Origin of the sequence: Solimonas variicoloris DSM 15731, assembly GCF_000382285.1 — a bacterium.
In the GTDB taxonomy this organism is placed as follows: domain Bacteria; phylum Pseudomonadota; class Gammaproteobacteria; order Nevskiales; family Nevskiaceae; genus Solimonas; species Solimonas variicoloris.
On record NZ_KB907936.1, the window covers coordinates 88,354 to 103,265 of the forward strand.

13 protein-coding genes are annotated in these 14,912 nt (G+C 68.5%); 9 read left to right on the forward strand and 4 right to left on the reverse strand.

Features of this window, described 5'->3' with window-relative positions:
- Positions 1 to 33 precede the first annotated feature (33 nt).
- From H149_RS0113720 to H149_RS0113740, 5 genes are all read left to right on the forward strand, one after another.
- Entirely contained in the window at positions 34 to 1,014 is a 981-nt protein-coding gene (locus H149_RS0113720; protein WP_020650339.1) for a nucleoside hydrolase, read from the forward strand.
- Positions 1,011 to 2,357, forward strand: coding sequence for an amidohydrolase (locus tag H149_RS0113725; RefSeq protein WP_020650340.1), 1,347 nt, complete (start codon positions 1,011 to 1,013; stop codon positions 2,355 to 2,357). The genes H149_RS0113720 and H149_RS0113725 overlap by 4 nt, the downstream gene beginning before the upstream one ends.
- A 26-nt stretch (positions 2,358 to 2,383) precedes the next feature.
- Positions 2,384 to 3,658 carry a serine hydrolase domain-containing protein gene (locus tag H149_RS21050; RefSeq protein WP_020650341.1) on the forward strand — a complete coding sequence of 425 codons (1,275 nt, stop codon included), beginning with the start codon at positions 2,384 to 2,386 and terminating at the stop codon, positions 3,656 to 3,658.
- Positions 3,659 to 3,918: 260 nt separating this feature from the next.
- Complete coding sequence (locus H149_RS0113735; RefSeq protein ID WP_051101869.1) at positions 3,919 to 7,317, forward strand: pyruvate carboxylase; 3,399 nt, start codon at positions 3,919 to 3,921, stop codon at positions 7,315 to 7,317.
- A 126-nt stretch (positions 7,318 to 7,443) separates the two neighbouring features.
- Positions 7,444 to 7,665: a DUF1161 domain-containing protein gene (locus tag H149_RS0113740; RefSeq protein ID WP_026353163.1), complete on the forward strand. Its 222-nt coding sequence runs from the start codon at positions 7,444 to 7,446 to the stop codon at positions 7,663 to 7,665.
- Between the two features lie 224 nt (positions 7,666 to 7,889).
- Here the strand turns inward: H149_RS0113740 and H149_RS0113745 are convergent, their stop codons facing one another.
- Positions 7,890 to 8,597, reverse strand: coding sequence for a FadR/GntR family transcriptional regulator (locus H149_RS0113745; RefSeq protein ID WP_020650344.1), 708 nt, complete (start codon positions 8,595 to 8,597; stop codon positions 7,890 to 7,892).
- Between the two features lie 88 nt (positions 8,598 to 8,685).
- Here H149_RS0113745 and H149_RS0113750 point away from each other — a divergent pair, with 88 nt between their 5' ends.
- From H149_RS0113750 to H149_RS0113760, 3 genes are read left to right on the forward strand one after another with little or no spacing between them, the layout of a single operon-like run.
- Positions 8,686 to 9,471: a (Fe-S)-binding protein gene (locus tag H149_RS0113750; protein WP_026353164.1), complete on the forward strand. Its 786-nt coding sequence runs from the start codon at positions 8,686 to 8,688 to the stop codon at positions 9,469 to 9,471.
- Positions 9,468 to 10,154, forward strand: a complete 687-nt coding sequence (locus tag H149_RS0113755) for a LutC/YkgG family protein (RefSeq protein WP_020650346.1) — start codon at positions 9,468 to 9,470, stop codon at positions 10,152 to 10,154. Before H149_RS0113750 ends, H149_RS0113755 begins: the two co-directional genes overlap by 4 nt.
- Complete coding sequence (locus H149_RS0113760) at positions 10,151 to 11,632, forward strand: LutB/LldF family L-lactate oxidation iron-sulfur protein (protein ID WP_020650347.1); 1,482 nt, start codon at positions 10,151 to 10,153, stop codon at positions 11,630 to 11,632. The genes H149_RS0113755 and H149_RS0113760 overlap by 4 nt, the downstream gene beginning before the upstream one ends.
- A gap of 179 nt (positions 11,633 to 11,811) precedes the next feature.
- Here H149_RS0113760 and H149_RS0113765 read toward each other — a convergent pair whose 3' ends face one another.
- Positions 11,812 to 12,462: a glutathione S-transferase family protein gene (locus H149_RS0113765; RefSeq protein ID WP_026353165.1), complete on the reverse strand. Its 651-nt coding sequence runs from the start codon at positions 12,460 to 12,462 to the stop codon at positions 11,812 to 11,814.
- Positions 12,463 to 12,900: 438 nt separating this feature from the next.
- Here H149_RS0113765 and trhO point away from each other — a divergent pair, with 438 nt between their 5' ends.
- Positions 12,901 to 13,791 (forward strand): oxygen-dependent tRNA uridine(34) hydroxylase TrhO, encoded by an 891-nt coding sequence (gene trhO, locus H149_RS21055; RefSeq protein WP_020650349.1) that lies wholly within the window; start codon positions 12,901 to 12,903, stop codon positions 13,789 to 13,791.
- 126 nt (positions 13,792 to 13,917) lie between these two features.
- Here the strand turns inward: trhO and H149_RS22800 are convergent, their stop codons facing one another.
- Positions 13,918 to 14,724 (reverse strand): ATP-dependent nuclease, encoded by an 807-nt coding sequence (locus tag H149_RS22800; RefSeq protein WP_083930977.1) that lies wholly within the window; start codon positions 14,722 to 14,724, stop codon positions 13,918 to 13,920.
- The coding region (locus tag H149_RS0113775; protein WP_020650350.1) for an integrase core domain-containing protein at positions 14,690 to 14,912 on the reverse strand (223 nt) is incomplete at its 5' end. The genes H149_RS0113775 and H149_RS22800, both read right to left, overlap by 35 nt.

Genomic DNA, 14,912 nt, shown 5'->3' on the forward strand with positions numbered 1-14,912 from the left:
TTCTCCATCCTGCCTTTCCACAACCGGATCACCATGAAACGCCTGCTGATCGATACCGACACCGCCGGTGACGACGTCACCTCCCTGCTGTTCGGCCTGCTCTGGCCCGGCGTCCAGCTCGACGCGATCTTCACGGTGATGGGCAACGTGCCGCTGGAGCTGTGCACGCGTAACGCGCTGACCGCGCTCGACCACGCCGGCCGCAGCGGCGAGGTGCCGGTGTTCGCCGGTTGCGACCGCCCGCTGATGCGGCCGGCGATCCATTCCGACTTCGTCCACGGCAAGGACGGCATGGGCAACAGCTTCTTTGCGCCGCCGCGCGGCAAGGCCGAGTCGCTGCACGCCGCGCAGGCACTGGTGCGCTTCGTCAACGCCGCGCCGGGCGAGTACGAGATCGTCGCGCACGGCCCGCTGACCAATCTCGCGGTCGCGTACATGCTCGATCCGAGCATCGTCCACAAGATCAAGAAACTGTGGATCATGGGCGGTGCCTGCCATTTCCAGGGCAACATCACGCCGGCCGCCGAGTACAACGTCTACGCCGATCCGGAAGCGGCGCGCATGGTGTTCCGCGCCGGCTTTCCGATCGTCATGGTCGGCTGGGAGATCTGCTGCCGCTACGGCATCGTCGGCGGCGAGGATCTCGCCGCGCTGCAGGCGATCGACACGCCGCTGGCGCGTTTCTATCACCAGATCAACAGCGCCGCGCTGAAGTTCAACCGCGAGCTCGGCGGCCTCGACGGCATCAGCCATCCGGATTCGCAGACGACGGCGATCTGCATCAATCCGGCGATCCTGCAGAAGTCCGGCCGCTACTTCGTCGAAGTCGAGTGCCAGAGCAACCAGATGCGCGGCTACACCGCGGTCGACACGCGCTTCCATCCGGAGCCGAACGAGTTCTGGCAGGGCGGCGAGCCCAATGCCGAGGTCGTCCACGAGGTCGACTACCGCGGTTTCTACCGCATGCTGAGCGCGCTGCTGAAGGGCGACTTCTCGGAGTACACGCCGGCATGAGCGCGCTGCTGATCCACGGCGCGACGGTGCTGACCGTCAACGCCAGCGACGAGGTCATCGCCGACGGGGCGGTGCTGGTCGAGGATGGCCGCATTGCCGACATCGGCCCGAGCGCGGCGCTGCTGCAGCGCTGGCCGGGCGTCGACCGCCACGACGCGCGTGGCCAGGTGCTGCTGCCGGGCCTCGTCAACCTGCATCTGCACTCGGGCCTAATCCGCGGCACCGCCGAGGACATGCCGGTGTTCGCCTGGCTCGCGCGCCACGTCGATCCGAAGCACCGCGTGCTGAGCGCCGACGATGCCTACGCCGCCTCGCGCCTGTGCTACGCCGAGGCGCTGCTGTCCGGCACCACGACGGTGCTCGACATGTACCGCTACATGCACCGCTGTGCCGACGCCGCCGAACAGCTCGGCCTGCGCGCGGTGCTGGCGCCGTACGTCGCCGACCAGCCGCCGTACACCTACTTCGAGACGCTGGAGGCCAACGCCCGCCTGGTCGAGGAGCGGCACGGCTCGGCGCAGGGACGCGTGCGCGTGTGGTTCGGCCTTGAGCACCTGACGTACTGCACCGAGGCGGCGTTCCGCGAGGCCGCGCGTCTCGCCGAGCATTACGGCGTCGGCATCCACACGCATGGCGAGGAGTCGCGCGAGATGGCGTCGCGCCTGCATGCCGAGACCGGGCTCTGGCCGATCGAGCTGTTCCATGAGCGCGGCATCCTCGGTCCGCGGACCGTGCTCGCGCACTGCGTCTGGCTGCAGCCGCAGGAGATCGAGATCCTGGCGCGCACCGGCACGTCGGTCGCGCACTGCCCGGTCAGCAACATGAAACTGGCGTCCGGCATCTGCCCGGTGCCGGAGCTGCTCGACGCCGGCGTCGCCGTCGGCATCGGCTCGGACGGCGTCAAGGAGAACAACAACCTCGATCTGCTCGAGGAAATGAAGTTCGTGCCGCTGCTGCAGAAGGTGCGCCTGCTCGATGCGCGCGCGATGCCGGCGCCGCAGGTGCTGCGCATGGCGACGATCGACGGCGCCCGCGCGCTCGGCCTCGATGACGAGATCGGCTCGCTGGAGCGCGGCAAGAAGGCCGACCTGATCCTCGTCGACTTCATGCGTCCGCACCTGACGCCGGTGCTCCACGGCGCCTATGGCAACGTCGTCAGCAACCTCGTCTACGCGGCGCGCGGCAGCGACGTGCGCCTGGTGATGGTCGACGGCCAGGTGCTGGTCCGCGACGGCGTCCTGCTGCGCGCCGACGTCAACGAGCTGATGCGCCAGGCGCAGCAGGCGACCGAGGCGCTGATCGTGCGCCGCGAGCCGTACGTGCCGACGATCGAAGGCTGCTGAGCCGATTCCCTGCGAGCCGCTTGCCGATGAAGACTTTCCGCGACCTGCGCCGCACGCTGCGGCCGTTCCTGTTCTCGGCCTGCGCCCTGCTGTTCGGCGCCAGTGGGGCCGCCGCAAGCGGCGATGCCGATGCCGGCACGCGCGCCGCGGCGCCGGCCGGCTTCTCGGCGGCGCGCCTGCAGCGCGTGCCGGCGCTGCTCGGGCGCCTCGTCGACGACGGCGACTACGCCGGCGCCGTCTGGCTGATCGCGCGCGACGGCCACGTCGTCCAGCACGGCGCCGTCGGGTTCCGTGATCTCGAAGCGCGCGCGCCGATGGGCGAGGACACCGCGTTCGCGATCGCCTCGATGAGCAAGATCGTCACCACGGTGACGGCGCTGACGCTGCTCGAGGAAGGGCGGCTCGACCTCGAGGAGCCGGTCTCGCGCTACCTGCCGGAACTGGCGCAGCCGCGCGTGCTGGTCGGCGGCGACGCCGACGCGCCGCAGACGGTGCCGGCGCTGCGGCCGGTGACGATCCGCCAGCTGCTGACGCAGACCTCCGGTTACAGCTACGGCTTCTTCGACGGCGAACCGTGGCGGACGATCTATGCCCGCGCCGACCTCTGGAACAGCGCCGACGCGGCCGACTTCGTGCGTCGCGCCGCGTCGCTGCCGCTCAAGCATCAGCCGGGCGCGGCCTGGAGCTACGGCATCAACACCGATTTGCTCGGCATTGTCATCGAGCGCGTCACCGGCCAGTCGCTGGAAGCGGCGATGCGCGCGCGCGTGCTCGCGCCGCTCGGCATGCGCCATACCGGCTTCACGCCCCCGGCCGGCGTGCCGCTGGCGCGGATGTACGGGGAAACCGCCGACGGCCGCCTGACACCGATCGCCAGCCCGGTGCACACCGGACCCGGGCTGCAGAGCGGCGGCGGCGGCCTGTACTCGACGCTGCACGACTACGCGCGTTTCGCACAGATGCTGCTCGACGACGGTCAGCTCGACGGCGTGCGCATCCTCGGCCGCAAGACCGTCGAGATGATGCGCAGCAATCAGGTCGGCTACCTCAATCCGCGGCCGCGCGACCGTTTCGTGCCGCAGGGCTTCGGCTTCGGCGTGCGCGTGCGGCTCGACGACGCCGGCATGAGCGACGCGCTCGGCACGCCGGGCAGTTTCGGCTGGGAAGGCGTGACGACGACTTACGTATCGATCGATCCGAAAGAGCGGTTACTGATGATCCTGATGACCCAGCGTCAGCCGTTCGATGCGAAGATGCTGTTCGAGCGCTTCAGCAACACGGTCTACCAGGCCCTCGAATGAGGGGCGCCGCGGGCCGGGCTGCAGCCCGGCGTGCCCGCGGGGGAAGGTGACAGCCCGGACCTCAGACGATAATCTTCGCCGCTAATCGAACCCGCGGCCGGCAGCATTGGCCGCGGGTTCGTCGTGTCTGGGCCCCGCTGCCAATCGCCTGCGGGGCCCGGCCGTCGCACATCCAAGGAGAGAGATTCGTGAGCGAGCCGTCGTCCCCCCGCATCCGCAAGCTGCTGGTCGCCAACCGTGGCGAGATTTCGATTCGCGTCATGCGCGCGGCGGCGGAGATGGGCATCCGCACGGTGGCGATCTACGCGCACGAGGATCGCTTCGCGCTGCATCGCTTCAAGGCCGACGAGTCGTATCGGGTCGGCAAGGGCCAGAAGCCGATCGCCGCGTATCTGGACATCGCCGACATCATCCGCATCGCGCGCGAGGCGGGCGTCGATGCGATCCATCCCGGCTACGGCTTCCTGTCCGAGAATCCGGCTTTCGCCGAGGCCTGTGCCGCGGCCGGCATCCGCTTCATCGGTCCGTCGCCGCAGGTGCTGCGCACGCTCGGCGACAAGGTCGCGGCGCGCCAGGCGGCGATCGCCGCACAGGTGCCGGTGCTGCCGGCGTCCGCCGCGCTGCCACACGAGCTCGAGGCGTGCAAGAAGCTGGTCGCCGAAGTCGGCTATCCGGTGATGATGAAGGCGAGCTGGGGCGGCGGTGGCCGCGGCATGCGCGTCATCGAATCCGAAGCCGATCTGGCCGTGCAGATGGACACCGCGCGGCGCGAGGCCAAGGCCGCGTTCGGCAACGACGAGGTCTACGTCGAGAAGCTGGTGCGCCGCGCCCGGCACGTCGAGGTGCAGGTGCTCGGCGACACGCACGGCAATCTGATCCACCTCTACGAGCGCGACTGCTCGGTGCAGCGCCGCAACCAGAAGGTCGTCGAGCGCGCGCCGGCGCCGTACCTCGCCGATGACCAGCGCCGCGCCCTCTGCGAGGCCGCGCTGCGCCTGTGCCGGCAGGTCCATTACTCGCACGCCGGCACCGTCGAGTTCCTGATGGACGCCGACACCGGCAGCTTCTATTTCATCGAGGTCAATCCGCGCATCCAGGTCGAGCACACCGTCACCGAGGAGGTGACCGGCGTCGACATCGTCAAGAGCCAGATCCGCGTCACCGAAGGCGCGCGCATCGGCGATCCGGCGCACGAGCACGTGCCGGCGCTGCCGACGCAGGAGCAGGTCCGGCTCGACGGCCACGCGCTGCAGTGCCGCGTCACGACCGAGGACCCGGAGAACGGTTTCACGCCGGACTACGGTCGCCTGCTCGCGTACCGCAGCCCGGCCGGCTTCGGCGTGCGTCTCGACGGCGGCACCGCCTACGGCGGTGCGGTCGTCACGCCGTACTACGACTCGCTGCTGGTCAAGGTCACGACCTGGGCGCCGACCACCGGTGACGCGATCGCGCGCATGGACCGCGCGCTGCGCGAGTTCCGCATTCGTGGCCTGTCGACGAATCTCGCCTTCCTCGAAAACGTCATCAACCATCCGCTGTTCAAGTCCGGCGAGTGCACGACGCGTTTCATCGACACCAGCCCGGAACTGTTCGTCTTCACGCCCAAGCGTGATCGCGCGACCAAGCTGCTGCGCTTCATCGGCGAGGTCATCGTCAACGGCAATCCGGAGATGAAGGGCCGTCAGCCGCCGAAGCTGCCGCTGCCCGAGCCGCGTCTGCCGAAGATCAGCCTCGCGTCGCCGGCGCCGGCCGGCACGCGGCAGGTGCTGCTCGAACGCGGCCCGGCCGGCTTCGCGCAGTGGATGAAGGAGCAGCGCCGCGTGCTGCTGACCGACACGACGATGCGCGACGCGCATCAGTCGCTGTTCGCGACGCGCATGCGCACCGCCGACATGCTGCCGGTCGCGCCGTACTACGCTCGCCTGGCGCCGGATCTGTTCTCGCTGGAATGCTGGGGCGGCGCGACCTTCGACGTCGCGCTGCGCTTCCTCAAGGAAGATCCGTGGCAGCGCCTCGCGCAGCTGCGCGGCGAGATCCCGAACATTCCGTTCCAGATGCTGCTGCGCTCGGCCAATGCGGTCGGCTACACCAACTACGCCGACAACGTGGTGCGCTACTTCGTGCAGCAGGCGGCCCGCAACGGCATCGACATCTTCCGCGTCTTCGATTCGCTCAACGCCGTCGACAACATGCGCGTGGCGATGGACGCGGTGATCGAGGCTGGCGCCGTCTGCGAGGGCACGATCTGCTACACCGGCGATCTGTTCGACGCCGCGCGGCCCAAGTACAGCCTCAAGTACTACGTCGACATGGCCAAGGCGCTGGAGAAAGCCGGCGCGCACGTGCTCGGCATCAAGGACATGGCCGGCGTCTGCAAACCGCGCGCGGCGCGCGAGCTGGTGCGCGCGCTCAAGGCCGAGGTCGGCCTGCCGATCCACTTCCACACGCACGACACCAGCGGCATCGCCGCGGCCAGCGTGCTGGCAGCGGTCGAGGCCGGCGTCGATGCCGTTGACGGCGCGCTCGACGCGATGTCCGGCCTGACCTCGCAGCCGAACCTCGGCGCGATCGCCGCGAGCCTGGCCGGCGCCGAGCGCGATCCGGGCATCGATCTTCATGCCTTGCAGCAGCTGTCGGACTACTGGGAGGACGTGCGCCGCCTCTACGCGCCGTTCGAGGCCGACATCCGCGCCGGCACCGCCGACGTCTATCGCCACGAGATGCCGGGCGGCCAGTACACCAACCTGCGCGAGCAGGCGCGCGCGCTCGGCCTGGAATCGCGCTGGGCGGAAGTCTCGAAGGCCTACGCCGACGTCAACCGCCTGTTCGGCGACATCGTCAAGGTCACGCCGACCTCGAAGGTCGTCGGCGACATGGCGCTGTTCATGGTCGGCAACGATCTGCGCCCGGAGGACGTCGAGAATCCGGAGCGGCCGATCGACTTCCCGGAATCCGTCGTGCAGCTGTTCCGCGGCGAGCTGGGCCTGCCGCCGGACGGCTGGCCGAAGGCGCTGCAGGACAAGATCCTCAAGGGCAAGCCGGCGCTGACCGAGCGTCCGGGCCGGAGCCTGCCGGCGGTCGATCTCGACGCGACGCGCGCCAAGGCCGAGAAGGCGCTCGGCCAGGAGCTGTCGGACCACGATTTCGCGTCCTACCTGATGTACCCGAAGGTCTTCAGCGACTACGCCGAGCACGTGAAGCTGTACGGCGACGTCTCCAAGCTGCCGACCACCACCTTCTTCTACGGCCTGCGCGAACAGGAAGAGATCTGCGTCGACATCGACCAGGGCAAGGCGCTGATCATCCGCCTGCAGGGCCGCGCCGACGCCGAGGACAACGAGAAGCTGTTCTACGAACTCAATGGCCAGCCGCGCGCCGTGCGCGTCGACAAGGCCGATGCGAAGAACGCGCAGCAGGAGCGGCCGAAAGCCGCCGAGTCCGATCCGAACCAGATCGGCGCGCCGATGCCGGGCATGGTCTCGCGCGTCGCGGTCAAGGTCGGCGACACGGTCGCCAAGGGCGATCCGCTGGTCTCGCTGGAGGCGATGAAGATGGAAACGGTGATCGCCGCGCCGCGCGCCGCGCGCGTCAAGCAGGTGCTCGCGCACGCCGGCGTCGCCGTGCAGGCGAAGGATCTGCTCGTCGTGCTCGAGGACTGAGCGCTGCCGCCGGACGCGGCATGAGAATCATGTGCCGCGCCGGCGCTGTCGCGCGACCCGCCCCGACGCGCTAGATTGGCGTCGGCCGTCAGTCCGGCGGCCGACGCCAGCGATGGGGAGCTGCGCATGAAACCGATCCTGTTCGCCGCTGTTCTGACGCTCTTCGCCGCGCCGGCTTGGGCCGCCAAGGACTGCGCGGAGCTGAAGTCCGAGATTGACGCCAAGATCCAGTCGCACGGCGTGGCCAAGTACACGCTGGAGATCGTCGACACCGCCGCCGAAGCCGAAAGCAAGGTCGTCGGCAGCTGCGCAGGCGGCCAGAAGAAGATCGTCTACCGCCGCGGCTGAGGCCGCCGGTCGCTCGCGTTCAGCGCGGCGGCCGGCATAGCCGCTGCCGCGCTGCATCGGCCCGCCGGTGGCCGCGCCGCGGTTCACCGGCCATGACTTCGTCGCCGACAGCGCGTATCGGCCCGGCAATGTCGTCACTGCACCGCTCGCGTCCGGCTGTCGCGCCGGACGGCTGTCGCGCCGGACGGCCGCCGATGCCGCGCGACGACGTCGGCCGGGTGGCTTCAGTGCCGCGCCGCGGGGCGGGGACCGAGATCGTTGAGGTGCACGCGCACGAACTCGATGTGCCCGGACGCGGCGCGCTCGGCGGCGGCGATGTCGCGCGCCAGGATCGCGTCGAGCAGCGCGCGGTGCTGAAGGCGCAGCTGCGCTGCCGCCGCCGACTGCGGCGCGAGCCCGGCGAGGCTCAGCTGCACGTGCTCGTGCAGCAGCTTGAGCAGCGACGCCATCAGATAGGCGAACACCGGGTTATGGGTGGCGTCGGCGATCGTGCGGTGAAAGCCGACGTCGCTGCGAATCTGCGCGGCGCGGTCGCTGCCCGAGTACGCCGCTTCGACTTCGGCGTGCGCCTGACGCAGGCGGCGCGTGTCGGCGGCGTCGTGGCGTGCGGCCGCTAGGCCGGCCGCCTCGCGCTCCAGCATGGCGCGGAACTCGATCAGGTTTTCCTGCAAGCGCGGATGGCGGCCGGCCATGTCCGACCAGATGCCGGCGAGCTGCTGGTCGCTGCGGTCGTTGACGTAGGTGCCGGCGCCGCGGCGGCGCGTCAGCAGGCCGCGCGCGACGAGCAGGCCGATCGCCTCGCGCACCGTCGCGCGCGAGACGCCGTGCGCGGCGGCCAGCTCGCGCTCGGCTGGCAGACGCTGCTCGTAGCGGCGTGCGAGGATCGCGGCTTCGAGCGAGCGGGCGATGCGTTCGGAGGCGGGCAGGGCCATGCGAGCGCCGGAAAAATTGGTCTGACCAATATAACAGTGGCGGATGCGCGCGCCAGACTGCGGCCATCACGAAGCCAGCGAGGAGCCGATGTCCGCCAGCCCCCATGCCGCAGGGTCCACAGAGATCCGGCAGGTCTACCTGTTCGCCACCTGCGTGATCGATCTGTTCGCGCCACAGGTCGGCGTCGACGTCGTCGAGGTGCTCGAACGCCTCGGCGTCACCGTGCATTTTCCAGCCGCGCAAACCTGCTGCGGCCAGCCCGCCTACACGACCGGCTTTCCCGAGGAAGCGCGCAAGGTCGCCGCCGCACAGCTCGATCTGTTCCCCGAGCCGTGGCCGGTGATCGTGCCGTCCGGCTCCTGCGGCGGCATGCTCAAGCAGCACTGGCCGCGCCTGTTCGCCGACGATCCGGTGCGGCGCGTGCAGGCCGAGGCGATCGCCTCGCGCACCGTCGAGTTCACCGACTACCTCGTCAACACGCTCGGCTTCCGGCTCGATGCGCCGGCGGCATCGGGCGCGCCGCTGCGCGTGGCCCTGCACACCTCGTGCAGCGCGCGCCGCGAGATGGGCACGCTCGCCTGCGGCCGCGCGCTGCTGGAGCGCCTGCCGGGCGTCGAGCGCGTCGAGCACGAACACGAAGCCGAGTGCTGCGGTTTCGGCGGCACGTTCTCGGTCAAGCATCCGGAAATCTCGGCGGCGATGGCGGCCGACAAGCTCGATGCGCTCGCCGCGAGCGGCTGCGAGTCCTTCGTCAGCGCCGATTGCGGTTGCCTGCTGAACCTCAACCTGAGCCTGGACAAGCGCGGCGCCTCGCTGCGCGGCCAGCACATCGCCAGCCTCGTCCGCGCGCGGATGGACGGAGCGGCGTCGTGAGCGGCGTGGCTGCGGAACAGCGCGCGCGCGCGGCGATCTTCGCGCGCCTGCGTGCGGCGCCGGACGTCGAGCCGGTTGCGATTCCGGACGTCGCCGGCTACTACCGGAACCGCGCCGCGCCGAGCGGCGAGTCGCGACGCGAGCGCTTCCTGCGCAACGCGCGCAGCTGGCGCGCCGAGGTGATCGAGACCACCGTCGAAGACTGGCCGGCAGCGCTCGCCGCCGTGCTCGACGCCCGCAACGTGCAGCGTCTGCTCGCCGGCCGCGGCACGTCGATCGCCGACACGCTGGCGGCGCGGCTGCCGGCCGGGCGCCTGCGCTGGTACGACGCGCCGCTCGCAAGCTTCAAGGCCGAGCTGTTCGGCGCGATCGACGCCGGCATCACGACCACGCTCGGCTCCGTCGCCGAAACCGGCAGCCTGCTGCTGTGGCCGGATGCCGCCGAGCCGCGCACGCTGTCGCTGGTGCCGCCGCTGCACATCGCCGTGCTGCGCGAAAGCGGTCTGCACGAAACGCTGTTCGACGCCGTGGCCGGGCAGGGCTGGGCCGCACGCATGCCGAGCAATGCGCTGCTCGTCACCGGCCCGTCGAAGACGGCCGACATCCAGCGCATGCTGGTCTACGGCGCGCACGGCCCGCGCGAGCTGGTGATCCTGCTGCTGCGCGACGGAGACGCCGCATGAGCGCCGCAAGCTCGCCGCACGCCGCAGCGCGCGTCCGCCCGGAAGACTTCAGGCAGCGCAGTCACGAGTCGCTGCACGATGCGCATCTGCGCCAGAGCTTCCGCGGCGCGATGGATTTTCTCGTCGAGCGCCGCGCGCTGCAGTTTCCCGACCTGCAGGCCTTCAACACGCTGCGCAAGCTCGGCGAGAACGTGCGCCAGCACGCGCTCGCGCAGCTGCCGGATCTGCTCGAACGGCTCGAAGCGCGGCTCACCGAACTCGGCGTAGCGGTGCATTGGGCCGAGACGCCGGCCGACGCCAACCGCATCTTCCTCGACATCGCGCGGCGCCATGCGGCGACGCTGATGGTCAAGGGCAAGTCGATGGTCAGCGAGGAAATCGGGCTCAATCACGAGATGGCCGCGCACGGCGTCGAGTGCATCGAGACCGACATGGGCGAGTACATCCTGCAGCTCGACGGCGACCGCCCCAGCCACATCATCATGCCGGCGATCCACAAGACCAAGGAAGACGTCGCCGCGATCTTTCACGAGCACATCGACGGCGTGCCGCTGAGCGACGACGTCAACGAGTTGATCGCGATCGGCCGGCGCGCGCTGCGCGAGAAGTTCGCGAGCGCGAAGATCGGCGTCTCCGGCGTCAACTTCATGGTCGCCGAGACCGGCACGCTGGCGCTGGTCGAAAACGAGGGCAACGGCCGGCTGTGCACCTCGGTGCCGGACGTGCACGTGGCGATCACCGGGCTCGAGAAGGTCGTCGACAGGCTGGAGCACGTGCTGCCGCTGTACGCACTGCTGCCGAAGAGCGCGACCGGCCAGGCGGTGACGACCTACCTGAACCTGATCACCGGTCCGCGTCGCGCCGGCGAGAAGGACGGCCCGCGCGAGATGCATCTGATCCTGCTCGATAACGGTCGCACGCAGGCTTACCGCGAAGCGCGCTTCCGCGCGACGCTGCAGTGCATCCGCTGCGGCGCCTGCATGAATCACTGCCCGGTCTACACGCGCGTCGGCGGACTTTCGTACGGCACCACGTACCCGGGCCCGATCGGCGCGATCATCTCGCCGCATCTGCTCGGCCTGAAGTCGACGCGCGATCTGCCGACCGCGTCGAGTCTGTGCGGTGCCTGCGGCGACGTGTGCCCGGTCGGCATCCCGATCCCCGACATGCTGATGAAGCTGCGCGAAGCGGGCCGCCATTCGGTCGCCGAATCGATCACGCCGCCGGCGCAGGCGCTGGTCGGTCAGGGCAGCGTGCGCTGTGCCGGCGAAGTGCTGGCCTGGCGTCTGTGGTGCGTGCTCTATTCGCACGCGGCGCTGTACCGGCTGTTCGCATGGCTCGCGCCGCGGCTGCGCTGGCTGACGCCGGCCTGGCAGGGCGGCTGGACCGCGAGCCGCGCTCCGCTCAAGCCCGCACCGCGCTCGCTGCGCGAACGGCTCGCCCGGCGCCGCGCTGGCAGGCCGGCGCCCGGCCGCTGAACGGGCGCGCTTACCGCCGCCGGTACATCCGGCATGGAGCACTCGTATCGTCTGGGGCTCCCAAGGTCGCCCGCGAACTGCGGCTCTGCGGCGCGAGGGTCTGACGCCGGATCAAGCGCCGCGGAATCGTGTCACCGACGCAGCTGATTGGCACACAGGGTGCGGATGGCCTTGCGCGATCAACGCGATGGCGGCCGTGTGTTGAACGCCCGTTGCGCTTCGAACGCGCGCTGATACGCAGGCCGTGCCTCGCCGCGCGCGACGTAGGCGGCGAGGGCGGGGAACTCGTCGAGCAGGCCTGACGAGCGCAAGCGCAGCAGCACCGAAACCATCATCAGATCACCGGCACTGAACGCGCCGTCGAGCCAGTCGGCGTCGCCGAGACGGGCGGCGAGTTGCCGCAGCCGGCCGCGCACGCGCTCGTGCATCAGCGGCATGCGCTCCCGGGTCCATGGCCGGTCGCCCTCCTGGAACAGGGCCGTCTGGATTTCGAGGATCGGCGGCTCCACCGTGTTGAGCGCGGCGAACATCCAGGCGATCGCGCGAGCCCGCGCATCGGCCTCGTCCGGCAGCAGGCCGGCGTGGCGATCGGCGATGTGCAAAACGATCGCGCCGGTCTCGAACAGCGTCAGATCGCCGTCCTCGAAGGTTGGAATCTGGCCGAACGGATGCCGCGCCAGATGCGCCGGCGCCTTCATCTCGGCCCAGGCCACCGGGCGCACCTCGTACGGCGCACCCACTTCTTCGAGTGCCCAGCGCACGCGCGTGTCCCGCGCCAGCCCGCGACCGCCGTCGGGCGAACGGTCGAAGGCGGTAATGGTGATCGTCATCGTCATGCTCCTGAGTTCAGGTTCCGCAGCCGGCCGGTTCGCAGCGAGCGATGCTGCCCGAAGAGCCGGCTGATACCTGCACGTCGATCGGGGCCCGCATGAATCGACACGCTCCGGTGCGAAAGTTGCAGTTCAGTTCGTCGAGGCGGTGGGAAATGAGTCGCCGCCCGTGGCCAATCCGCTGGTTCGCTCGACGATGTCACGAGGGGCGGAGGCCTCGTCTTGCCGGCGACGTCCGCATGCTCGCCAAGCCCGGCCTGACGCGAATACGCCCCCCGCGCCGCGGCGCGGCCGGCGCCCATCGAGGCACACGTCGGATGACGTTCTGCGGGCGGCGAACCGATGGCGAGAATGGCGTTCCGGCATGACGAGCGGCTCCGCTGAGGTGCAGTGCCCGAACGACTACAATCCGTGCCCCCGGATCTGTCGTTCCCGCCGATGTCCCAGTTCGTTGTCGCTGCCCTCTATCACTTCGCGCGCCTGCCGGATTGCGCCGAACTCCGCGAGCCGCTGCTGGCCGTCTGCCGGCAGGCCGGTGTGCACGGCACCTTGCTGCTGGCCGCGGAAGGCATCAACGGCACGATCGCCGGCACGCGTGCCGGCATCGATGCCGTGCTCGCGCATCTGCGCGCCGATCCGCGCCTCGCCGGGCTCGAACACAAGGAATCGCCGGCTACGGAACTACCGTTCGCGCGGCTGAAGGTCAAGCTCAAGCAGGAGATCGTGACGATGGGCGTGCCCGGCATCGATCCGGCACGCATCGTCGGCACCTACGTCGATCCGCAGCAGTGGAACGAGCTGCTGACCCAGCCCGACGTGCTCGTCATCGACACGCGCAACGACTACGAGGTGAAGATCGGCACGTTCGAAAACGCCGTCTCGCCCGGCACGCACAGCTTTCGCGAATTCCCCGACTACGTCGAACGCGAACTGCGCGGCCAGGAAAAGCGCCCGATCGCCATGTTCTGCACCGGCGGCATCCGCTGCGAGAAGGCCACCGCCTACCTGCGCGAACGTGGCTTCGAGCAGGTCTACCACCTGCGCGGCGGCATCCTCAAATACCTGGAAGAAGTGCCGGCCGAACAAAGCCTGTGGAACGGCGAGTGCTACGTCTTCGACGACCGCGTCGCCGTCGGCCACGGCTTGCAGCCAGGAAAGGCATGCCGCTGCGACGCCTGCGGCGAACCGCTCACGCCGGAAGAACAACGATCAGCGGACTACGAGCCCGGCATCCATTGCCCGCATTGCGTCGCGGCCTTGACGCCGGCGCGGCGGGCGATGCTGGAGATGCGGCGGGCGCAGCGGGATACAAGTCGATATTCAGCCTGAATGATCAGAGTTTTCTTTGTGCCAGAAGCTGACTGTCGCGAATGGGGGCTTCAGGCAACGTTTGAATTCACCGGACCTGCGCGGCTTTTCGCGCAGGTCCGGTGGAATGACGGGTTGGGCTTCGCATCATTGGTACATCGAGGTAATTTTCGCCGCTAGGTCGGCAGTGATCGTAAAGCCGGGAGCCGCGATATGCGTAAGCGCGACAAATGGTTTGTTCTTTTCTCCCGCAATCATTCCGACCTCTTCTTCAATATCGTTCACAAAGACGACACTGGTGCCAATTCCTTTATCGATTGCTGCCTCAATGAGGCTGCTACTCTTGGCCGCTGATGCTTTTCCGTCATCGCCTTTGGCTGCCTGATGATCTTTGTCGTAAATGGCTATGTAAGGGATTCTGAATTTGTTGAGGAGCTGACAGTAAAGGGGAATGTTGTCCTTTGAACCGCAGTCGACAAGCGTGTGATCGAATCGAAAAACACCGAGCTGCTTGGCTAACAGAGGAATCAGGGTCTTATCTGTAGGGCCTTCAACCAGCAGCACTCGCTTTGCGAAGAAGAGTTCACTTCTGTCTGGATTGATCCAATAGGAGAGATTGAAGTCCTTCCTCTTATCTCCCGTAAAGATGTCGTCAGTGCATTGGCAAACTTGGGTGCCGATTACGTCTGAATCCTTTTTGACGATGCAGATAGACTTGTAGCGCTCGACATCGATCAGTGCGCTTGCATGGGTACACATGACCACCTGATTCTTCGACTCAGATAAGGATATCAGCGAATCGAATAGTGCGCGCTGTGCTTGGGGGTGAAGGTAAAGTTCCGGCTCTTCGAGTATGAAATATGTGGATGCAGAAGCCGTTTGAACCGCCCCGGAAATTCCGGAGGCTGTTTGGTTTGAGTCACGCTGCCAGCGGCAGCGCGGCCTGTTGCCGATAGTAAGCCTCTTCGGCTTCCGCTGGCGGGATGTTCCCGATCGGCCCTAGCAGTCGCTTGTGGTTGAACCAGTCCACCCAATCCAGCGTGGCCAGTTCGACCGCTTCGAGGTTCCTCCACGAGCGCCGGTGAATCACCTCGGCCTTGTACAGCCCGTTGATCGTCTCGGCCAGCGCGTTGTCGTAGGAA

Excerpts from the sequence above, each read along its gene's own strand:
- H149_RS21050 (WP_020650341.1), top strand. The coding sequence starts at position 2,384 with ATGAAGACTTTCCGCGACCTGCGCCGCACGCTGCGGCCGTTCCTGTTC.
- trhO (WP_020650349.1), top strand. The coding sequence starts at position 12,901 with ATGTCCCAGTTCGTTGTCGCTGCCCTCTATCACTTCGCGCGCCTGCCG.
- H149_RS0113725 (WP_020650340.1), top strand. The coding sequence starts at position 1,011 with ATGAGCGCGCTGCTGATCCACGGCGCGACGGTGCTGACCGTCAACGCC.
- H149_RS0113720 (WP_020650339.1), top strand. The coding sequence starts at position 34 with ATGAAACGCCTGCTGATCGATACCGACACCGCCGGTGACGACGTCACC.
- H149_RS0113750 (WP_026353164.1), top strand. The coding sequence starts at position 8,686 with ATGTCCGCCAGCCCCCATGCCGCAGGGTCCACAGAGATCCGGCAGGTC.
- H149_RS0113760 (WP_020650347.1), top strand. The coding sequence starts at position 10,151 with ATGAGCGCCGCAAGCTCGCCGCACGCCGCAGCGCGCGTCCGCCCGGAA.
- H149_RS0113745 (WP_020650344.1), bottom strand. The coding sequence starts at position 8,597 with ATGGCCCTGCCCGCCTCCGAACGCATCGCCCGCTCGCTCGAAGCCGCG.
- H149_RS0113765 (WP_026353165.1), bottom strand. The coding sequence starts at position 12,462 with ATGACGATCACCATTACCGCCTTCGACCGTTCGCCCGACGGCGGTCGC.
- H149_RS0113740 (WP_026353163.1), top strand. The coding sequence starts at position 7,444 with ATGAAACCGATCCTGTTCGCCGCTGTTCTGACGCTCTTCGCCGCGCCG.
- H149_RS0113735 (WP_051101869.1), top strand. The coding sequence starts at position 3,919 with ATGCGCGCGGCGGCGGAGATGGGCATCCGCACGGTGGCGATCTACGCG.